General features: G+C 56.2%; 14 protein-coding genes. 12 read left to right on the top strand and 2 right to left on the bottom strand.

The genetic code is table 11. The features are described from left to right. The first annotated feature begins 26 nt into the window (after positions 1–26). The 9 genes from folC to hisP all read left to right on the top strand — a co-directional run bounded on the left by folC (position 27) and on the right by hisP (position 8,444). Positions 27–1,292 carry a bifunctional tetrahydrofolate synthase/dihydrofolate synthase gene (folC, locus tag FHW71_RS04145; protein WP_179450008.1) on the top strand — a complete coding sequence of 422 codons (1,266 nt, stop codon included), beginning with the start codon at positions 27–29 and terminating at the stop codon, positions 1,290–1,292. Continuing rightward, positions 1,282–2,031: a cell division protein DedD gene (gene dedD, locus FHW71_RS04140; protein WP_008105201.1), complete on the top strand. Its 750-nt coding sequence runs from the start codon at positions 1,282–1,284 to the stop codon at positions 2,029–2,031. The genes folC and dedD overlap by 11 nt, the downstream gene beginning before the upstream one ends. Positions 2,032–2,281: 250 nt before the next feature. Next, positions 2,282–2,767, top strand: coding sequence for a colicin V production protein (gene cvpA, locus FHW71_RS04135; protein WP_008105200.1), 486 nt, complete (start codon positions 2,282–2,284; stop codon positions 2,765–2,767). Between the two features lie 36 nt (positions 2,768–2,803). After that, entirely contained in the window at positions 2,804–4,321 is a 1,518-nt protein-coding gene (gene purF, locus FHW71_RS04130; RefSeq protein ID WP_008105199.1) for an amidophosphoribosyltransferase, read from the top strand. A 116-nt stretch (positions 4,322–4,437) separates the two neighbouring features. Continuing rightward, positions 4,438–5,007: a UbiX family flavin prenyltransferase gene (locus FHW71_RS04125; RefSeq protein WP_179450010.1), complete on the top strand. Its 570-nt coding sequence runs from the start codon at positions 4,438–4,440 to the stop codon at positions 5,005–5,007. Between the two features lie 278 nt (positions 5,008–5,285). Further along, a complete protein-coding gene (gene argT / locus FHW71_RS04120) occupies positions 5,286–6,068 on the top strand; it encodes a lysine/arginine/ornithine ABC transporter substrate-binding protein ArgT (RefSeq protein ID WP_008105195.1) in 783 nt (260 codons plus the stop codon). Positions 6,069–6,262: 194 nt separating this feature from the next. Further along, entirely contained in the window at positions 6,263–6,949 is a 687-nt protein-coding gene (locus tag FHW71_RS04115; RefSeq protein ID WP_008105192.1) for a histidine ABC transporter permease HisQ, read from the top strand. Further along, complete coding sequence (locus FHW71_RS04110; protein ID WP_008105190.1) at positions 6,946–7,662, top strand: ABC transporter permease; 717 nt, start codon at positions 6,946–6,948, stop codon at positions 7,660–7,662. The genes FHW71_RS04115 and FHW71_RS04110 overlap by 4 nt, the downstream gene beginning before the upstream one ends. Positions 7,663–7,670: 8 nt before the next feature. Continuing rightward, on the top strand, positions 7,671–8,444 hold the full coding sequence (gene hisP, locus FHW71_RS04105) for a histidine ABC transporter ATP-binding protein HisP (protein WP_008105186.1): 774 nt from the start codon (positions 7,671–7,673) through the stop codon (positions 8,442–8,444). Positions 8,445–8,503: 59 nt separating this feature from the next. Here the strand turns inward: hisP and FHW71_RS04100 are convergent, their stop codons facing one another. Next, positions 8,504–9,451 carry a sugar-binding transcriptional regulator gene (locus FHW71_RS04100; RefSeq protein ID WP_179450012.1) on the bottom strand — a complete coding sequence of 316 codons (948 nt, stop codon included), beginning with the start codon at positions 9,449–9,451 and terminating at the stop codon, positions 8,504–8,506. 195 nt (positions 9,452–9,646) lie between these two features. Here FHW71_RS04100 and dalD point away from each other — a divergent pair, with 195 nt between their 5' ends. From dalD to FHW71_RS04085, 3 genes are read left to right on the top strand one after another with little or no spacing between them, the layout of a single operon-like run. Then, positions 9,647–11,041, top strand: a complete 1,395-nt coding sequence (gene dalD, locus FHW71_RS04095) for a D-arabinitol 4-dehydrogenase (RefSeq protein ID WP_179450014.1) — start codon at positions 9,647–9,649, stop codon at positions 11,039–11,041. A 10-nt stretch (positions 11,042–11,051) separates the two neighbouring features. Further along, a complete protein-coding gene (gene xylB, locus FHW71_RS04090) occupies positions 11,052–12,521 on the top strand; it encodes a xylulokinase (protein ID WP_179450016.1) in 1,470 nt (489 codons plus the stop codon). A gap of 22 nt (positions 12,522–12,543) precedes the next feature. After that, entirely contained in the window at positions 12,544–13,824 is a 1,281-nt protein-coding gene (locus FHW71_RS04085) for an MFS transporter (protein ID WP_154190342.1), read from the top strand. Positions 13,825–13,852: 28 nt separating this feature from the next. On the opposite strand, the gene FHW71_RS04080 is transcribed toward FHW71_RS04085, so the two are convergent. After that, positions 13,853–14,746 carry a TIGR01777 family oxidoreductase gene (locus FHW71_RS04080; protein WP_179450018.1) on the bottom strand — a complete coding sequence of 298 codons (894 nt, stop codon included), beginning with the start codon at positions 14,744–14,746 and terminating at the stop codon, positions 13,853–13,855. Positions 14,747–14,788: the final 42 nt, after the last annotated feature.

Genomic DNA, 14,788 nt, shown 5'->3' with positions numbered 1-14,788 from the left:
TAATGTATTGATTTTTAACGGGACACATGGATAATTCTCTTCCTCAAGCCACGTCGCCTTTGGCCACGTGGCTTCATTATCTTGAGCATCTGCACTCGCAGGCCATTGAACTGGGTCTGGATCGTATTCAACGCGTCGCAGAACGCCTCGACCTGCTTAAACCCGCTCCTTTTGTCTTCACCGTCGCCGGTACTAATGGCAAAGGCACCACCTGTCGCACACTGGAAACGCTGTTGATGGCCGCGGGCTATCGCGTGGGCGTTTACAGCTCGCCACATCTGGTGCGTTACACCGAACGCGTACGTGTGCAGGGCGCTGAACTGGATGAAGCGCAGCACAGCGCCAGTTTTGCCGCGATTGAAGCCGGGCGCGGTGACATTTCACTGACCTACTTTGAGTTCGGCACCTTGTCGGCCTTCAATCTGTTCCGCGCGGCGAATCTCGACGTGGTGATCCTTGAAGTCGGCCTGGGCGGACGTCTTGATGCCACCAATATTGTCGATGCCGATGTGGCGGTGATCACCAGCATCGCGCTGGATCACACCGATTGGCTCGGCCCGGATCGTGAAAGTATCGGCCGGGAAAAGGCTGGCGTGTTCCGTGCAGGTAAACCGGCGATAGTCGGTGAAGCCGATATGCCGGGTACCATCGCCGACGTCGCGGCAGAGAAGGGTGCAGTGTTGCTGCAGCGCAATCGCGACTGGCAGTGGCAGCAAACCGGTGCCAGCTGGACGTTGCAGGATGCGCACGGCGAACTGCGTGATTTACCGCTACCGCAGGTGCCGTTACCCAATGCCGCCACCGCGCTGACCGCGCTGCGTGCGTCGGGCTTAACGGTGAGCGAAGCGATTATTCGTCAGCATCTGCCGCTCGCGATTCTGCCGGGGCGTTTCCAGACCGTCAGCGAAGCGCCGCGCGTCATTCTCGATGTGGCGCACAATCCGCATGCCGCTTATTATCTGGCTTCACGCCTGGCAGAAGAGCCGCACAGCGGTGAAGTGCATGCGGTGGTCGGTATGTTGCACGATAAAGATATCGCGGGGACTTTGGCGGCGCTGGCGCCTCAGGTTGACCGCTGGTACTGCGCGCCGCTCGACGGCCCGCGCGGTGCCTCCGCCGATGAGCTCCTCGCTCATCTGGATGGCGGCGTGGCTTACAGCAATGTTGATGCAGCCTGGCAAGCGGCGCGTCAGCAGGCGCGTCCCGAAGATGTGATTCTGGTGTGTGGCTCTTTCCACACCGTAGCGCAGGTTATGGAATCGATGGCAGCGGAGAACGGAAGTGGCAAGTAAGTTCCAAAATCGCTTAGTCGGTACGGTCATTCTGGTGGCGATTGGTGTCATCGTATTGCCCGGCCTGCTGGACGGTAAGAAGAAGCACTATAAAGAAGAGTTCGCCGCCATTCCGCTGGTGCCAAAACCGGACGATCAGCAGGATAGCGAAATGGTGCCGCCGGTAACGCAACCCTTACCGGCGCAGCCGCCGGAAGGGGCGGGCGCGGCACAAAATCAGAACGGCGGTAAGACCGCCACCAACGGCAGCGAGCAGCCAACGCAGAATAGCGAGCCAAGCGTGGTAACGCCGCCGCCTGTGCATCAGCAAGTGCAGCCGAAACCGGTTGAACAGCCGAAGCCAAAACCGGTCGAGCAGCCGAAACCGAAGCCGGTTGAACAGCCGAAGCCAAAACCGGTTGAGCAACCGAAGCCGAAGCCTGTTGAGCAGCCGAAGCCGGTGGAACAGCCAAAACCGGTGGAAACGCCGAAGCAGAGTGAACCTGCAGCGCCCGCCGGTCAGGCGTTTGTGGTACAGCTCGGTGCGCTGAAGAATGCGGCGAAAGTAAGCGAGATTGTGGCACAGCTGCGGCTTTCCGGTTATCGCGCCTTCACCGTGCCGTCGACGCCGGTGCAGGGACAAATCACCCGTATTTATGTCGGTCCGGATGCGAACAAAGCCAAGCTGCAAGGCTCGCTGAGTGAGCTGCAAAGCATTTCCGGCCTTGGTGGTGTGGTGAAACCCTATAGCGCCAGATAAAGCGCTGATAAGCCGCGCCGATAACAGTAAAAGGCGCGGCTTTACAAAATTTTCGTAGCGAAGCGCGGCGATAAAATCATTGAATATCAGGGGATTAAATCCCTGATAATACACAGGGCGAGGAAAGTTTTTTTCATCGCCCTTTTTGCGGAAACAGAACCGGAAAACCCTACGCAAACGTTTTCTTTTTCTGTTAGAATGCGCCCCGAACTGGATGCAGGGGTGCGATAGCACTGGGCTGGAAGAGTTCATGATCTGGATTGATTACGTCATTATTGCGGTAGTTGGTTTTTCGGCTCTGGTCAGCCTGATTCGTGGGTTTGTCCGGGAAGCCTTATCTCTCGTTACCTGGGGATGCGCGTTTTTTGTCGCCAGTCATTATTACGCCTACCTTGCAGTCTGGTTTACCGGTTTTAGCGACGAACTGGTGCGCAACGGCATCGCCATCGCGGTGTTATTCGTTGCTACCCTGATTGTGGGTGCCATCGTCAACTATGTCATCGGCTCGCTGGTTGAAAAAACTGGCTTGTCGGGAACCGACAGGGTGTTGGGTGTCTGTTTCGGGGCGTTGCGTGGCGTGCTGATCGTATCTGCTATGCTGTTCTTCCTCGATACATTCACCGGCTTTTCGAAAAGTCCGGACTGGCAACAGTCGCAACTTATCCCCGAATTCAGTTACATCATCAGGTGGTTTTTCGATTACCTGAAAAGTACGTCGAGTTTTTTACCCCGGTGACACCATCGGGCGTGCGGCTAATGAGGAAAAGACAATATGTGCGGTATTGTTGGTATCACCGGTTTTATGCCAGTAAACCAGTCAATCTATGACGCGTTAACGGTGCTTCAGCACCGCGGGCAGGATGCCGCCGGCATTTGTACCATCGATGCTATTAACTGCTTCCGTTTGCGTAAGGCTAACGGCCTGGTCAGCGATGTGTTCGAAGCGCGCCACATGCAGCGTTTGCAGGGCAACATCGGCATTGGCCATGTGCGCTACCCAACAGCAGGCAGCTCCAGCGCCTCTGAAGCGCAGCCTTTTTACGTGAACTCCCCTTACGGCATCACGTTGGCGCATAACGGCAACCTGACCAACGCCCATGAACTGCGTAAACAGTTGTTCGAAACGGGTCGCCGTCACGTCAATACCACCTCAGATTCCGAAATCCTGCTGAATATCTTTGCGCAGGAGCTGGACCGTTTTCAGCACTATCCGCTGGAAGCTGACAACATTTTTGCTGCGGTGGCGGCGGTGCATCAGCAGGTGCGCGGCGCTTACGCAGTGGTTTCAATGATTATCGGACACGGCATGGTCGCCTTCCGCGATCCAAACGGTATTCGTCCGCTGGTGCTGGGCAAGCGCGTTATTGCTGACGGCCGCACCGAATATATGGTGGCGTCAGAAAGTGTGGCGCTGGATACGCTGGGCTTCGAGTTCATTCGTGACGTAGCACCAGGCGAAGCGGTGTACATCACCGAGCAGGGCCAGCTCTCGACGCGTCAGTGCGCTGAGAACCCGAAAACCAATCCATGCCTGTTCGAGTACGTCTATTTTGCCCGTCCGGATTCGTTCCTCGATAAAATCTCGGTGTACAGCGCTCGCGTGCGCATGGGCACCAAGCTGGGCAACAAAATTGCCCGCGAGTGGGAAGATCTGGATATCGACGTGGTGATTCCGATTCCGGAAACCTCCACCGATATCGCGCTGGAAATCGCACGCATCCTCGACAAGCCGTATCGTCAGGGCTTCGTGAAAAACCGCTACGTTGGCCGCACCTTTATCATGCCAGGACAGCAGCAGCGTCGCAGCGCGGTTCGCCGTAAGTTGAACGCCAACCGTGCTGAGTTCCGTGATAAGAACGTGTTGCTGGTGGATGACTCCATCGTACGCGGCACCACATCTGAGCAAATCATTGAGATGGCACGTGAAGCGGGCGCGAAAAAAGTGTATCTCGCCTCGGCGGCACCGGAAATCCGTTTCCCGAACGTGTACGGCATCGACATGCCAAGCGCGACTGAACTGATTGCACACGGCCGTGAAGTGGATGAGATTTGCCAGCTGATCAAAGCCGATGCGCTGATTTTCCAGGATCTCAACGATCTGATCGAAGCGGTTCGTGAAGAGAACCCGGATATCGCCAACTTCGAGTGCTCGGTATTTAACGGTATCTACGTCACCAAAGACGTCGATCAACAGTACCTTGAGTATCTGCAGTCGCTGCGTAATGACGATTCCAAAGCCATTGCGCGTCAGACCGAAGTGGAAGGGCTGGAGCTGCACAACGAAGGTTAAGCCGGAGGTTGTGGCAGAGTAAAAGCAGGGCGGGCGCAATCCCGCCCTGTTTGTTTTTGTATTTTTGCTCAGCGAGCCGCTATCATTGCCGCAATCTGAACCTGCAAGGCTGAATTATGAAACGACTGATCATTGGCATTTCCGGCGCCAGCGGCGCGATCTACGGCGTACGCATGTTGCAAGTGCTGCAACCGCTGGCAGAAGTGGAAACCCATTTGGTGATCAGCCCCGCCGCGCGGCAAACGCTGGCGCTGGAGACCGATTTCAGCCTGCGCGAGGTGCAAGCGATGGCCGATGTGGTGCATGACGTGCGCGACATCGCTGCCAGCATCTCATCCGGATCCTACAAAACTCTCGGCATGGCGATTGCGCCGTGCTCAATGAAAACGCTGTCGGGCATTGTGCACAGCTACAGCGACAGTTTGCTGACCCGCGCCGCTGACGTGGTACTGAAAGAGCAGCGTAAGCTAGTGCTGTGCGTGCGTGAAACGCCGCTGCATCTGGGACATCTGCGCATGATGACCACCGCAGCAGAGTTGGGCGCGCTGATTATGCCGCCGGTGCCGGCGTTCTATCATCGTCCGCAATCCATCGGCGATTTAGTCGATCAAACGGTGAATCGCGTGCTCGATCAGTTCGATATTGAGCTGCCGGAAGATCTTTTCACTCGCTGGAATGGCGCATAATGGTGCATTAATGCACTGCTCGTGTGCAAATTCGCGTGTGCGATCACTCTTCGTGCATCTTGTGCACCAAAAGTTAACAATGTCGCTTTTTCTTCCTCACACCGCTGTTATATTTCCCTCACAAACTAAGTGCTTGCGCCGCTAACCGGCGCAGTATTTAGCGCGCTTGCGCAGCGTTTAGCCAATTCGCACAACTGGCATGAAACGTGCACAGCTTACAGCGCAAACCAACACATCACGCACCACATAACAATAAGCACTTCACTTGAGGGTTACCTATGAAAAAGCGAGTTCTGGCTCTTTCTCTGATGCTGACAATGGTAAGTAGCGCGAGTGTCTTCGCCGCTGTACCGCAGTCGCTGCGCATCGGAACTGACCCGACTTATCCGCCATTCGAATCCAAGAACGCGCAAGGTCAGCTGGTTGGCTTTGATATCGATCTGGCGAACGAAATTTGTAAGCGTATCAAGACTAAATGTACTTATGTGGAAAGTGATTTCGATGCGCTGATCCCGTCGCTGAAAGCGAAGAAGATCGACGCCATCATCTCTTCTCTCTCAATCACCGAAAAGCGTCAGGAAGAGATTAACTTCTCTGAAAAACTGTACGCCGCCAACGCGCGCTTAGTGGCACCGAAAGGTTCTACGCTGCAACCGACCATTGAATCGCTGAAAGGCAAAAATATCGGTCTGCTGCAGGGCACCACCCAGGAAACCTATGCAAAAGAGTACTGGCAGCCAAAAGGTGTCACCGTTACGCCTTACGCTAACCAGGATCTGGTGTATCAGGATCTGAATGCCGGTCGTATTGATGCCGCGTTCCAGGACGAAGTGCAGGCGAGCGAAGGCTTCCTGAAACAGCCTGTTGGCGCTAAATATGCGTTTGCGGGTCCAGCGGTGAAAGATGAAAAAGTCTTTGGCGTGGGTACCGGTATGGGCTTGCGTAAAGATGACGCAGACCTGAAAGCGGCGATCGATAAAGCCTTTAACGAGATGCGTAAAGACGGCACTTACGACAAAATTGCCAAGAAGTACTTTGATTTCAACGTGTACGGCGATTAATTATCCTGTTTCCTAATCCTGGTCTGTGAAATGCAGGAAGGTTGCACATAAGTATTCACTCCGGGCGCTTACATATGTAAACTGCCCGGCTTCATACGCTTGCCGCCATCCATCCTGCGATTCAAATTTCCTGGTTAGGACTGTCCGTCAGTTGGGCAGCGTTTGTAATTTACCCTCACGACAGGATTGAACCCATGTTGTATGGCTATTCCGAAGTAATCCTCAAGGGCACCCTTGTGACGCTGGAGCTGGCACTCAGTTCCGTGTTGCTGGCGGTGGTGCTCGGCTTAATTGGCGCTGGCGCCAAACTTTCCCGCAGTCGCCCGCTGGCGATGCTGTTTGAAGGCTACACCACCTTAATCCGCGGTGTGCCTGATTTGGTGTTGATGCTGCTGATCTTCTACGGTCTGCAGATCGCGCTGAATACTCTCACCGATGCGCTGGGACTGGCGCAGTTTGATATCGATCCGATGGTCGCCGGTATCATCACGCTCGGCTTTATTTACGGCGCTTACTTCACCGAAACCTTCCGTGGTGCATTTCTGGCGGTGCCTAAAGGGCAGATCGAAGCGGCAACCGCGTTTGGTTTCACCGGCTCGCAAACCTTCCGCCGCATTCTGTTCCCGGCGATGATGCGTTTTGCGCTGCCGGGCATCGGCAACAACTGGCAGGTTATTCTCAAAGCCACGGCGCTGGTTTCACTGCTGGGGCTGGAAGATGTGGTGAAAGCCACGCAGTTGGCTGGCAAAAGTACCTGGCAGCCGTTCTACTTCGCCATTGTGGCGGGTGTGATTTATCTGGTGTTTACCACGCTGTCGAACGGCGTGCTGTGGTGGCTTGAACGTCGCTACACGGTGGGTGTGAAAAGGGCAGAGCTATGATTGAGATTATTCAGGAGTATTGGAAACAGCTGCTCTGGACCGATGGTTACCGTTTTACCGGCATCGCGATTACGCTGTGGTTATTGATCATCTCGGTGGTGATCGGCGGTTCGCTCGCGGTGCTGCTGGCGATTGCGCGCGTCTCCTCTAACCGCTTTATCTCCACGCCTGTTTGGCTGTTCACCTACGTGTTTCGCGGCACGCCGCTGTATGTGCAGCTGCTGGTGTTCTACTCCGGCATGTACACGCTGGAAGTGGTGAAAGGCACTGAGCTGCTGAACGCTTTCTTCCGCAGTGGACTTAACTGTACGCTGCTGGCGTTCACGTTGAATACCTGCGCCTATACCACCGAAATCTTTGCCGGTGCGATTCGTTCGGTGCCGCACGGGGAAATCGAAGCGGCGCGCGCCTATGGCTTCTCGCCGTTTAAATTGTATCGCTGCATCATTCTGCCTTCGGCGCTGCGCACTGCGCTGCCGGCGTACAGCAATGAAGTGATCCTGATGCTGCACTCCACCGCGCTGGCATTTACCGCGACGGTGCCGGATCTGTTAAAAATCGCGCGCGATATCAACTCGGCCACCTATCAGCCGTTTACCGCGTTTGGCATCGCGGCGGTGCTGTATCTGATTATCTCTTACGGGCTGATTAGCTTGTTCCGCAAAGCTGAACAACGCTTCCTGGCGCACGTAAAACCTTCTTCATCGCATTGAGTATCACTATGGCTGACAATAAATTAAGCGTTACCGAACTGCACAAACGTTACGGTGAACATGAAGTTCTGAAAGGCGTATCGCTGCAGGCGAATGCCGGCGATGTGATCAGCATTATTGGCTCGTCCGGTTCCGGGAAAAGTACCTTCCTACGCTGCATTAACTTCCTCGAGAAACCGAGCGAAGGCACCATTGTGGTCAACAACCAGCAGATCAATCTGGTGCGCGACACCGATGGCCAACTGAAAGTCGCGAACAAAGAGCAGCTGCGTATGCTGCGTACGCGCCTGACGATGGTGTTTCAGCACTTCAACCTGTGGAGCCACATGACGGTGCTGGATAACGTCACCGAAGCACCGATTCAGGTGCTGGGGCTGAGCAAAGCGGAAGCGCGTGAGCGGGCGATTAAGTATCTGGATAAAGTCGGCATTGATGCGCGTGCGCGTGCCAAATATCCGGTGCATCTCTCAGGTGGTCAGCAGCAGCGCGTGTCAATTGCGCGTGCGTTGGCGATGGAGCCCGAAGTGTTGCTGTTTGATGAACCCACTTCGGCGCTTGATCCGGAGCTGGTCGGCGAAGTGCTGCGCATCATGCAGAAGCTGGCGGAAGAGGGCAAAACCATGGTGGTGGTGACGCACGAGATGGAGTTTGCTCGTCACGTCTCTAATCACGTGATCTTCCTGCATCAGGGCAAGATTGAGGAACAAGGTTCACCAGATGAGCTGTTCGGTAACCCGAAAAGCCCACGCTTGCAGCAGTTTTTAAAGGGATCGTTGAAGTAGTTCCAGGTCGCCATAAATGGCGACCCTACGGCCTAAGGTGCGCATTTATGCGCACTCTTTTATTCCCGCAACAACTCCAGCGCTGTATCCTCATCGGTCACCAGACCTGACACCCAGCCGCCCTGCAGCGCGGCGCGGATCGCTGGATATTTACGTTCGCTGCCGGCAAAGCCAATAATCTGGCGTTGCGTCTTACTCTCCAGCAACACGCTGGTGAGCAGCTCATCGGTTTCACCCAACACGCGTTCACCTTGCTGATTGAAAAAGTGCCCAAGCATTTCGCCGACCACGCCGCGTGCGTTGAGCGCAGCCACTTGCGCATCGGTGATAAAGCCTTCGGCATGCAGCGGGCAGCCGGGTTGCACTTCACCAATGCCGACGAAGGCGACATCCGCCTGCAATGCGCGCTGTGTTACGCGTTGGTAAACCTGATGCTGAATCCACATCTCTTTGTCTTCGGGCGTATCCGCATACAGCGGCGCAGGAATGAAGAAATATTTGCCCTGCATCTTCTCCGCCATCTTCAGCGGCACGTCGTAGCGCGTACCCGAGTCGTCCCGCGCAATCGCGCCAATCATCGACACGCATTGATGCTGTGGTCGCTCAACCCAGGGAAGCACATCGATCATCGAGCGCAGCGTCTTACCAGAACCAATGCCAAACACCTGCGGTTGCTCCTCGCTGATGTATTGCGCCATCACCGCCGCGCCTTCAACTGCCAGCATCTGCTGAATAGCGCCATCATCAAGATTGGCGGACGGCACCACGCGGCACAGCTGCAGGCCAAACTTCTCCTGAACCTCGCGCGCCAGATGCAAACAGTGGGTGACGGGATGATCGATCTTAACGCTGACCATGCCCATTTCACGCGCGCTGGAGACCAAACGCTGCGCCACCTGACGCGACAATCCTAATGCGCGCGCAATCTCCTGCTGCGTCACGCCCGCCACGTAATACATCCAGGCCGCACGTGCTGCCAGTTCTTGTTTTTTCTCTTCTCTGCTCATCGCGCTGTTCCGTCAAAACCGGTGCGCCATGTTAACGCGAGATGCTGGTTAAGTGTTAACTGAGCAAAAGCCCTAAAAAAGAGCAAAAGTATTAATTGTGATTTGGCTCGCAGAACATGGCTGCGGGGTCGCACTATGCTACGCGTTATCGGGCAAATGCCCTTAATCGTGGCAAATGTTTACTTTGAGGCAGCTATGACCAATCAATCAGTGTGGATGCATATCGGCGCAGGCTCTTTCCACCGTGCTCATCAGGCGTGGTATCTGCATAAATTACGTGAGCAGGGCGATGATAGCTGGAGCATCGCTCTCGGCAATATCCGCAATGATGCCGCGCCATTGCTGCAGCAACTCGCTGCGCAAGATGGCGAATATGTGCTGGAAACTGTGACGCCAGACGGCGAACGGGCCTACGAAACTATTACTTCTCTTCGTAAAATCCTGCCGTGGGATAGCAACATCAGCGCGCTGGTTGAGCAGGGGGCGAAAAGTGAAACCCGTGTGATCGGTTTTACCGTCACTGAAGCCGGTTACTATTTGACGCCGGAGTTCGAACTGGACCTAACCCAGCCGGATGTGCAGGCCGATGTGAAAGGCGACATCCGCACGATTTATGGCGCGCTGGCGCGCATCCTCACTCAGCGCGTGGCGAACGGTGGCGCGCCGGTTACGCTGCTCAACTGCGATAACCTGCGCCACAACGGCGAACGTTTCCGTCACGGCTTCCTCGCGTTTCTTGCGGCCAAAGGCGATAACGCCTTAGCGAATTGGGTGCGCGAAAATACCACGTCGCCCAATACCATGGTCGATCGCATTACGCCGCGCCCGACGCCGGATGTGGCTGAGCGCGTCAAGGCCGCCACCGGTAAAGACGATGGCGCGGCGGTGATGGCCGAATCCTTTATTCAATGGGTGATTGAAGATGACTTCATTGCCGGACGTCCGGCGCTGGAGAAGGTCGGCGTTGAACTGGTGGAATCGGTATTGCCGTGGGAAGAGGCGAAAATCCGTATCCTCAACGCCACGCATGCGGCGATTGCCTGGGCAGGCACGCTGATTGGCCTCAGTTACATCGATGACAGCACGCGTCAGCCAACGATCTATCAGTTGGCGTATGACTACGTGACGCAGGATGTGATGCCATCGCTGTCGCCGAGCCCGCTGGATTTAGCCGAGTACCGCGATGTGGTTCTGGCACGCTTCAGTAATCCCTACATCAAAGACACCAACCAGCGTGTAGGTGCAGATGGTTTATCGAAAATCCCCGGCATGGTGACGCCAACTCTGCGCGAATGCTATCAACGCGGCGCAGAACCAGCGGCCACCGCCGTGCTGCCTGCGCTGTTCTTCCTGTTCCTTCAGCGCTGGGCCAGTGATGATTTGCCTTACACCTATCAGGATGGCGTGCTGCAAGCCGATGCGCTGCGCCAGCAGTTTGGCCGCTCCGATGCACTGAACGCTTTCCTCAGCGATAGCGCGCTGTTTGGCGAGCTGGCACAGGACAAGGCGTTTCATGCGCTGGTGACGCGCAGCGTGGCGGATCTGCAGCTGTGGCTGAAACAGCCAGAACGCGCGCTGGCCGCGGTGTAAGGAGCGCAGCATGTATCTGGGAATTGATATTGGTACCTCGGAGCTCAAAGCGCTGATCATCAATGCGCAGGGCGAGATCATCGCCTCGAATCACGCCACGCTCAACGTGCAGCGCCCGCATGCGCATTGGGCGGAGCAGGATCCGGAACGCTGGTGGCAAGCGTGCGGTGAAGTGCTTGCTGGATTACGCCAGCAGGCTGCACAGGCGTGGAGCGAGATTCGCGCCATTGGCTTGTCGGGACAAATGCACGGCGCGGTGCTGATGGATGCGCAGGGCGAGGTGCTGCGTCCGTGCATTCTGTGGAATGACACGCGCAGCGCGCCGCAGTGTGAAGCGTTGAGCAGGCAACATCCAGAGATGATGCAAGTTAGCGGCAATATGATCATGCCTGGCTTCACCGCACCCAAACTGCGCTGGGTGGCAGAACATGAGCCAGAGATTTTTCGTCGCATCGACAAAGTGCTGCTGCCGAAAGATTATCTGCGCTGGCGTTTGACTGGACGCTTTGTCAGTGAACCTTCAGATGCGGCGGGCACGCTGTGGCTCGACGTAGCAAAGCGCGATTGGTCCGACGAACTGTTGGCCATCACCGGACTGACGCGCGCCAACATGCCGGAGTTAGTGGAAGGCAGCGCCGTCAGCGCCACATTAAAAGCCGATCTGGCAAGTGAATGGGGCTTGTCGGCCGCGGTGTGCGTGGCGGGTGGCGCTGGCGACAATGCTGCTTCGGCAGTCGGCGTTGGTGCGGTCAATCCGGGCGATGCCTTTATCTCGCTGGGAACCTCCGGCGTGATTTTTGTGGTCAACGACCGTTTGCTGGCCGATCCGCAATCGGGCGTGCACGCTTTCTGCCACGCCTTGCCCGGACGCTGGCACCAGATGAGCGTGATGCTCAGTGCCGCCAGCTGCCTGCGTTGGTTGTGCAATCTGCTATCAGTGACCGAAAGCCAACTAATGGAAGAGATGGCACAGCTCAGCGAAGAACAGCGGCGGCATGCGCCGGTTTTCCTGCCCTATCTCTCCGGTGAACGCACACCGCACAACGATCCTGACGCCTCCGGTTCCTTCTTCAATCTGCGCCATGAAACGCCACGCGCGCTACTCGGCTACGCGGTGATTGAAGGCGTGGCATTTGGTCTGGCCGACGGTTTTGCGGTGCTCGGCGATGCGCAGCGCCAGATTCAGCAGTGCAGCCTGACCGGCGGCGGGGCGCGCAGCACGCTGTGGGCACAGTTGATCGCCGATGTGCTGCAACTGCCGATCGTCACGCATCCCGCCAGCGCGTCCGGCGCTTTAGGAGCTGCGCGTCTGGCGTGGCTGGCCGCTGGTGGTGTGGAGAGCGAAGTTTGCCTTAAACCGCCAGTGCAGGCGCGCTATCAGCCCGATGCTGCGCGCGGCAAGGTGCTGCAGCAGCGATTGCAGCTGTTCCGCACGCTCTATGCCCAACAGCAGCAGGCGCGAGCGTTGCTACCTGAATAATTCCAAACAGAGGATGAATGAGATGCAATCGAATGATTACTGGTTTGGCTTACCGAAAAAGATGTTCTGGGGCTTCCTCGCCATCGCTATTTTTATGGCGGGCGATGGCTTTGAGATGGCGTTCCTGTCGCGTCACATCACCGATATGGGCTTCACGCCGGCGCAGTCAGCGGTGGTGTTTACCTTCTACGGATTGGCGGCAGCATTGGCAGCCTGGGCATCGGGCGTGGTGGCGGAACTGATTACGCCTCAGCGTGCCATGATGATTGGCTTCGTGCTGTGGATTGTGATGCACACGCTGTTTATGTCGCTCGGCCTTGGCATGCGCAACTATCCGTTAATGGTGCTGTTCTACGGCATTCGCGGCCTGGCGTATCCGCTATTTATCTACTCATTCATGATGATGCTGGTGCAGGTGCTGCCGCGTGAAAAACTGGCGGCCGCCACCGGTTGGTTCTGGGCGATGTATTCAGTTGGCATCGGTGTGGTCGGCAGCTATTTGCCGAGTCTGACCATCCCGATGCTGGGCGAAACTGGCACGCTGTGGCTGGCGATCATTTGGGTTGCTTGCGGTGGCGTGCTGGCATACTTCAGCTTGCGTCATGTGCCGGTTGACCGTTCGCGCGTCAATTTGCCGATGCGTGACAAAATGACCGAAATGTCGCGCGCGGTAACCATTCTGTTTACCAACCAGCACGTGTTTTATGCCTGCCTGATTCGCATCATTAACACGCTGTCGTTATTTGGTTTCGCTATTATCATGCCGTTGCTGTTCGTCGATCGCCTTGGTTTTACCATTTCCGAGTGGCTGCAAATCTGGGCGGTATTCTTCTTCGTCACCATTTTTACTAACATCTTCTGGGGCATTACCGGCGAGAAACTGGGTTGGATCCGTCAGGTGCGCTGGTTTGGCTGCCTCGGTATGGCGATTTCCAGTCTGGCGTTTTACTACCTGCCGCTGTATGCCGGACATAACTTCTGGGTGGCGTTGATTCCGGCGGTGATGTTGGGGATTTTTGTCGCGGCCTTTGTGCCGATGACTGCGGTGTTTCCAACGCTGGAGCCGCATCATAAAGGTGCTGCGGTATCCATTTACAATCTGTCGGCTGGGCTGAGTAACTTTGTTGCGCCCGCGATCGCTTCGGTGATGTTGCCGTTTTTCGATATCGTTGGTGTGGTGTGGGCGTATACCGCGTTGTATGTGTTTGCTGGTGTGCTGACCTTTATTATTCGTGTGCCGCAGCCGGGACATACGCGCGAACCGGCTGCGTTGAAATCAAGTGTTGTGCAGCAGCGGAGTTAGTTTAACCAGGGCGCCATTAATGGCGCCCCTACACGACATCCCGCAAGGCTTCCTCCAGGTCGTACCAGCGAAAACCAAAGCCAGACTCTTCTAAGCGCTTCGGCAACACATGTTGTCCGCCGAGCACCAGCACCGCCGATTCGCCCATCATCAGCTTGATGGCGCTGGCTGGCGTGCGCATAAAGGCCGGACGATGCATCACATGGCCGAGCGTGGCGGCTAACTGCTCATTGCGCACCGCATAGGGCGCAACCATGTTGAAGGGGCCGCGCAGTTCAGCATGGTCGATCAACCACAGCATCGCGTTAACCAAATCGTCAATGTGAATCCACGGCAGATACTGTTTGCCGCTGCCAATCGGGCCGCCGACGCCAAGCTTAAACGGCAGTTTCATCTTCGATAACGCGCCACCTTCTTTCGCCAGCACCACGCCAGTTCGCATTAGACAAACGCGGGTGCGATCGCTCTGCGCAGTGAGCGCCAATTGCTCCCAACGGGCGCACAGCGCATGGGTAAACTCGTCGTGCCCCGGATCCTCTTCGGTCAGCACCAGATCGCCGGTATCGCCATAAAAACCGGTAGCCGAGCCGGAAATCAAAAATTGCGGGGGATTGCTGCTGGCGTGAATCAGCGACACCAGCTGCTCGGTAATCTGCCAGCGGCTTTCGCATAGCCGCTGCTTCTGCTGTTCGGTCCAGCGTTTATCAGCGATTGGTTCGCCCGCGAGGTTGATAACACCATCAATGCCATTTAAATCAGTTTGCTGATTAATGCCGGACCACAGTGCGACGCTGGCGTCGAGGTTCTCGCGTGCGGCGGCGACATCGCGCGTGACGACGCTCACCTGATGGCCAAGCTGCAACAGACGCGGAATCAGGTGGCGGCCAATCAGGCCGGTGCCGCCGGTGATCAGTAAATGCATGTTGAGCCTCCTTGTCATTTTTTATCTGCTCAGATTGAGCAT

It is taken from the genome of Enterobacter sp. Sphag1F, assembly GCF_014193275.1.
GTDB classification, from domain to species: Bacteria; Pseudomonadota; Gammaproteobacteria; order Enterobacterales; family Enterobacteriaceae; genus Pantoea; species Pantoea symbiotica.
Note: the sequence above shows the minus strand (reverse complement) of the source record. Positions and strands in the feature narration are given on the sequence as shown.

Bases quoted from the DNA above. Each gene is read 5' to 3' on its own strand.
- folC (WP_179450008.1), top strand. From the start codon at position 27: ATGGATAATTCTCTTCCTCAAGCCACGTCGCCTTTGGCCACGTGGCTT.
- purF (WP_008105199.1), top strand. From the start codon at position 2,804: ATGTGCGGTATTGTTGGTATCACCGGTTTTATGCCAGTAAACCAGTCA.
- argT (WP_008105195.1), top strand. From the start codon at position 5,286: ATGAAAAAGCGAGTTCTGGCTCTTTCTCTGATGCTGACAATGGTAAGT.
- xylB (WP_179450016.1), top strand. From the start codon at position 11,052: ATGTATCTGGGAATTGATATTGGTACCTCGGAGCTCAAAGCGCTGATC.
- FHW71_RS04125 (WP_179450010.1), top strand. From the start codon at position 4,438: ATGAAACGACTGATCATTGGCATTTCCGGCGCCAGCGGCGCGATCTAC.
- FHW71_RS04100 (WP_179450012.1), bottom strand. From the start codon at position 9,451: ATGAGCAGAGAAGAGAAAAAACAAGAACTGGCAGCACGTGCGGCCTGG.
- FHW71_RS04085 (WP_154190342.1), top strand. From the start codon at position 12,544: ATGCAATCGAATGATTACTGGTTTGGCTTACCGAAAAAGATGTTCTGG.
- hisP (WP_008105186.1), top strand. From the start codon at position 7,671: ATGGCTGACAATAAATTAAGCGTTACCGAACTGCACAAACGTTACGGT.
- FHW71_RS04110 (WP_008105190.1), top strand. From the start codon at position 6,946: ATGATTGAGATTATTCAGGAGTATTGGAAACAGCTGCTCTGGACCGAT.
- cvpA (WP_008105200.1), top strand. From the start codon at position 2,282: ATGATCTGGATTGATTACGTCATTATTGCGGTAGTTGGTTTTTCGGCT.
- FHW71_RS04115 (WP_008105192.1), top strand. From the start codon at position 6,263: ATGTTGTATGGCTATTCCGAAGTAATCCTCAAGGGCACCCTTGTGACG.
- FHW71_RS04080 (WP_179450018.1), bottom strand. From the start codon at position 14,746: ATGCATTTACTGATCACCGGCGGCACCGGCCTGATTGGCCGCCACCTG.
- dalD (WP_179450014.1), top strand. From the start codon at position 9,647: ATGACCAATCAATCAGTGTGGATGCATATCGGCGCAGGCTCTTTCCAC.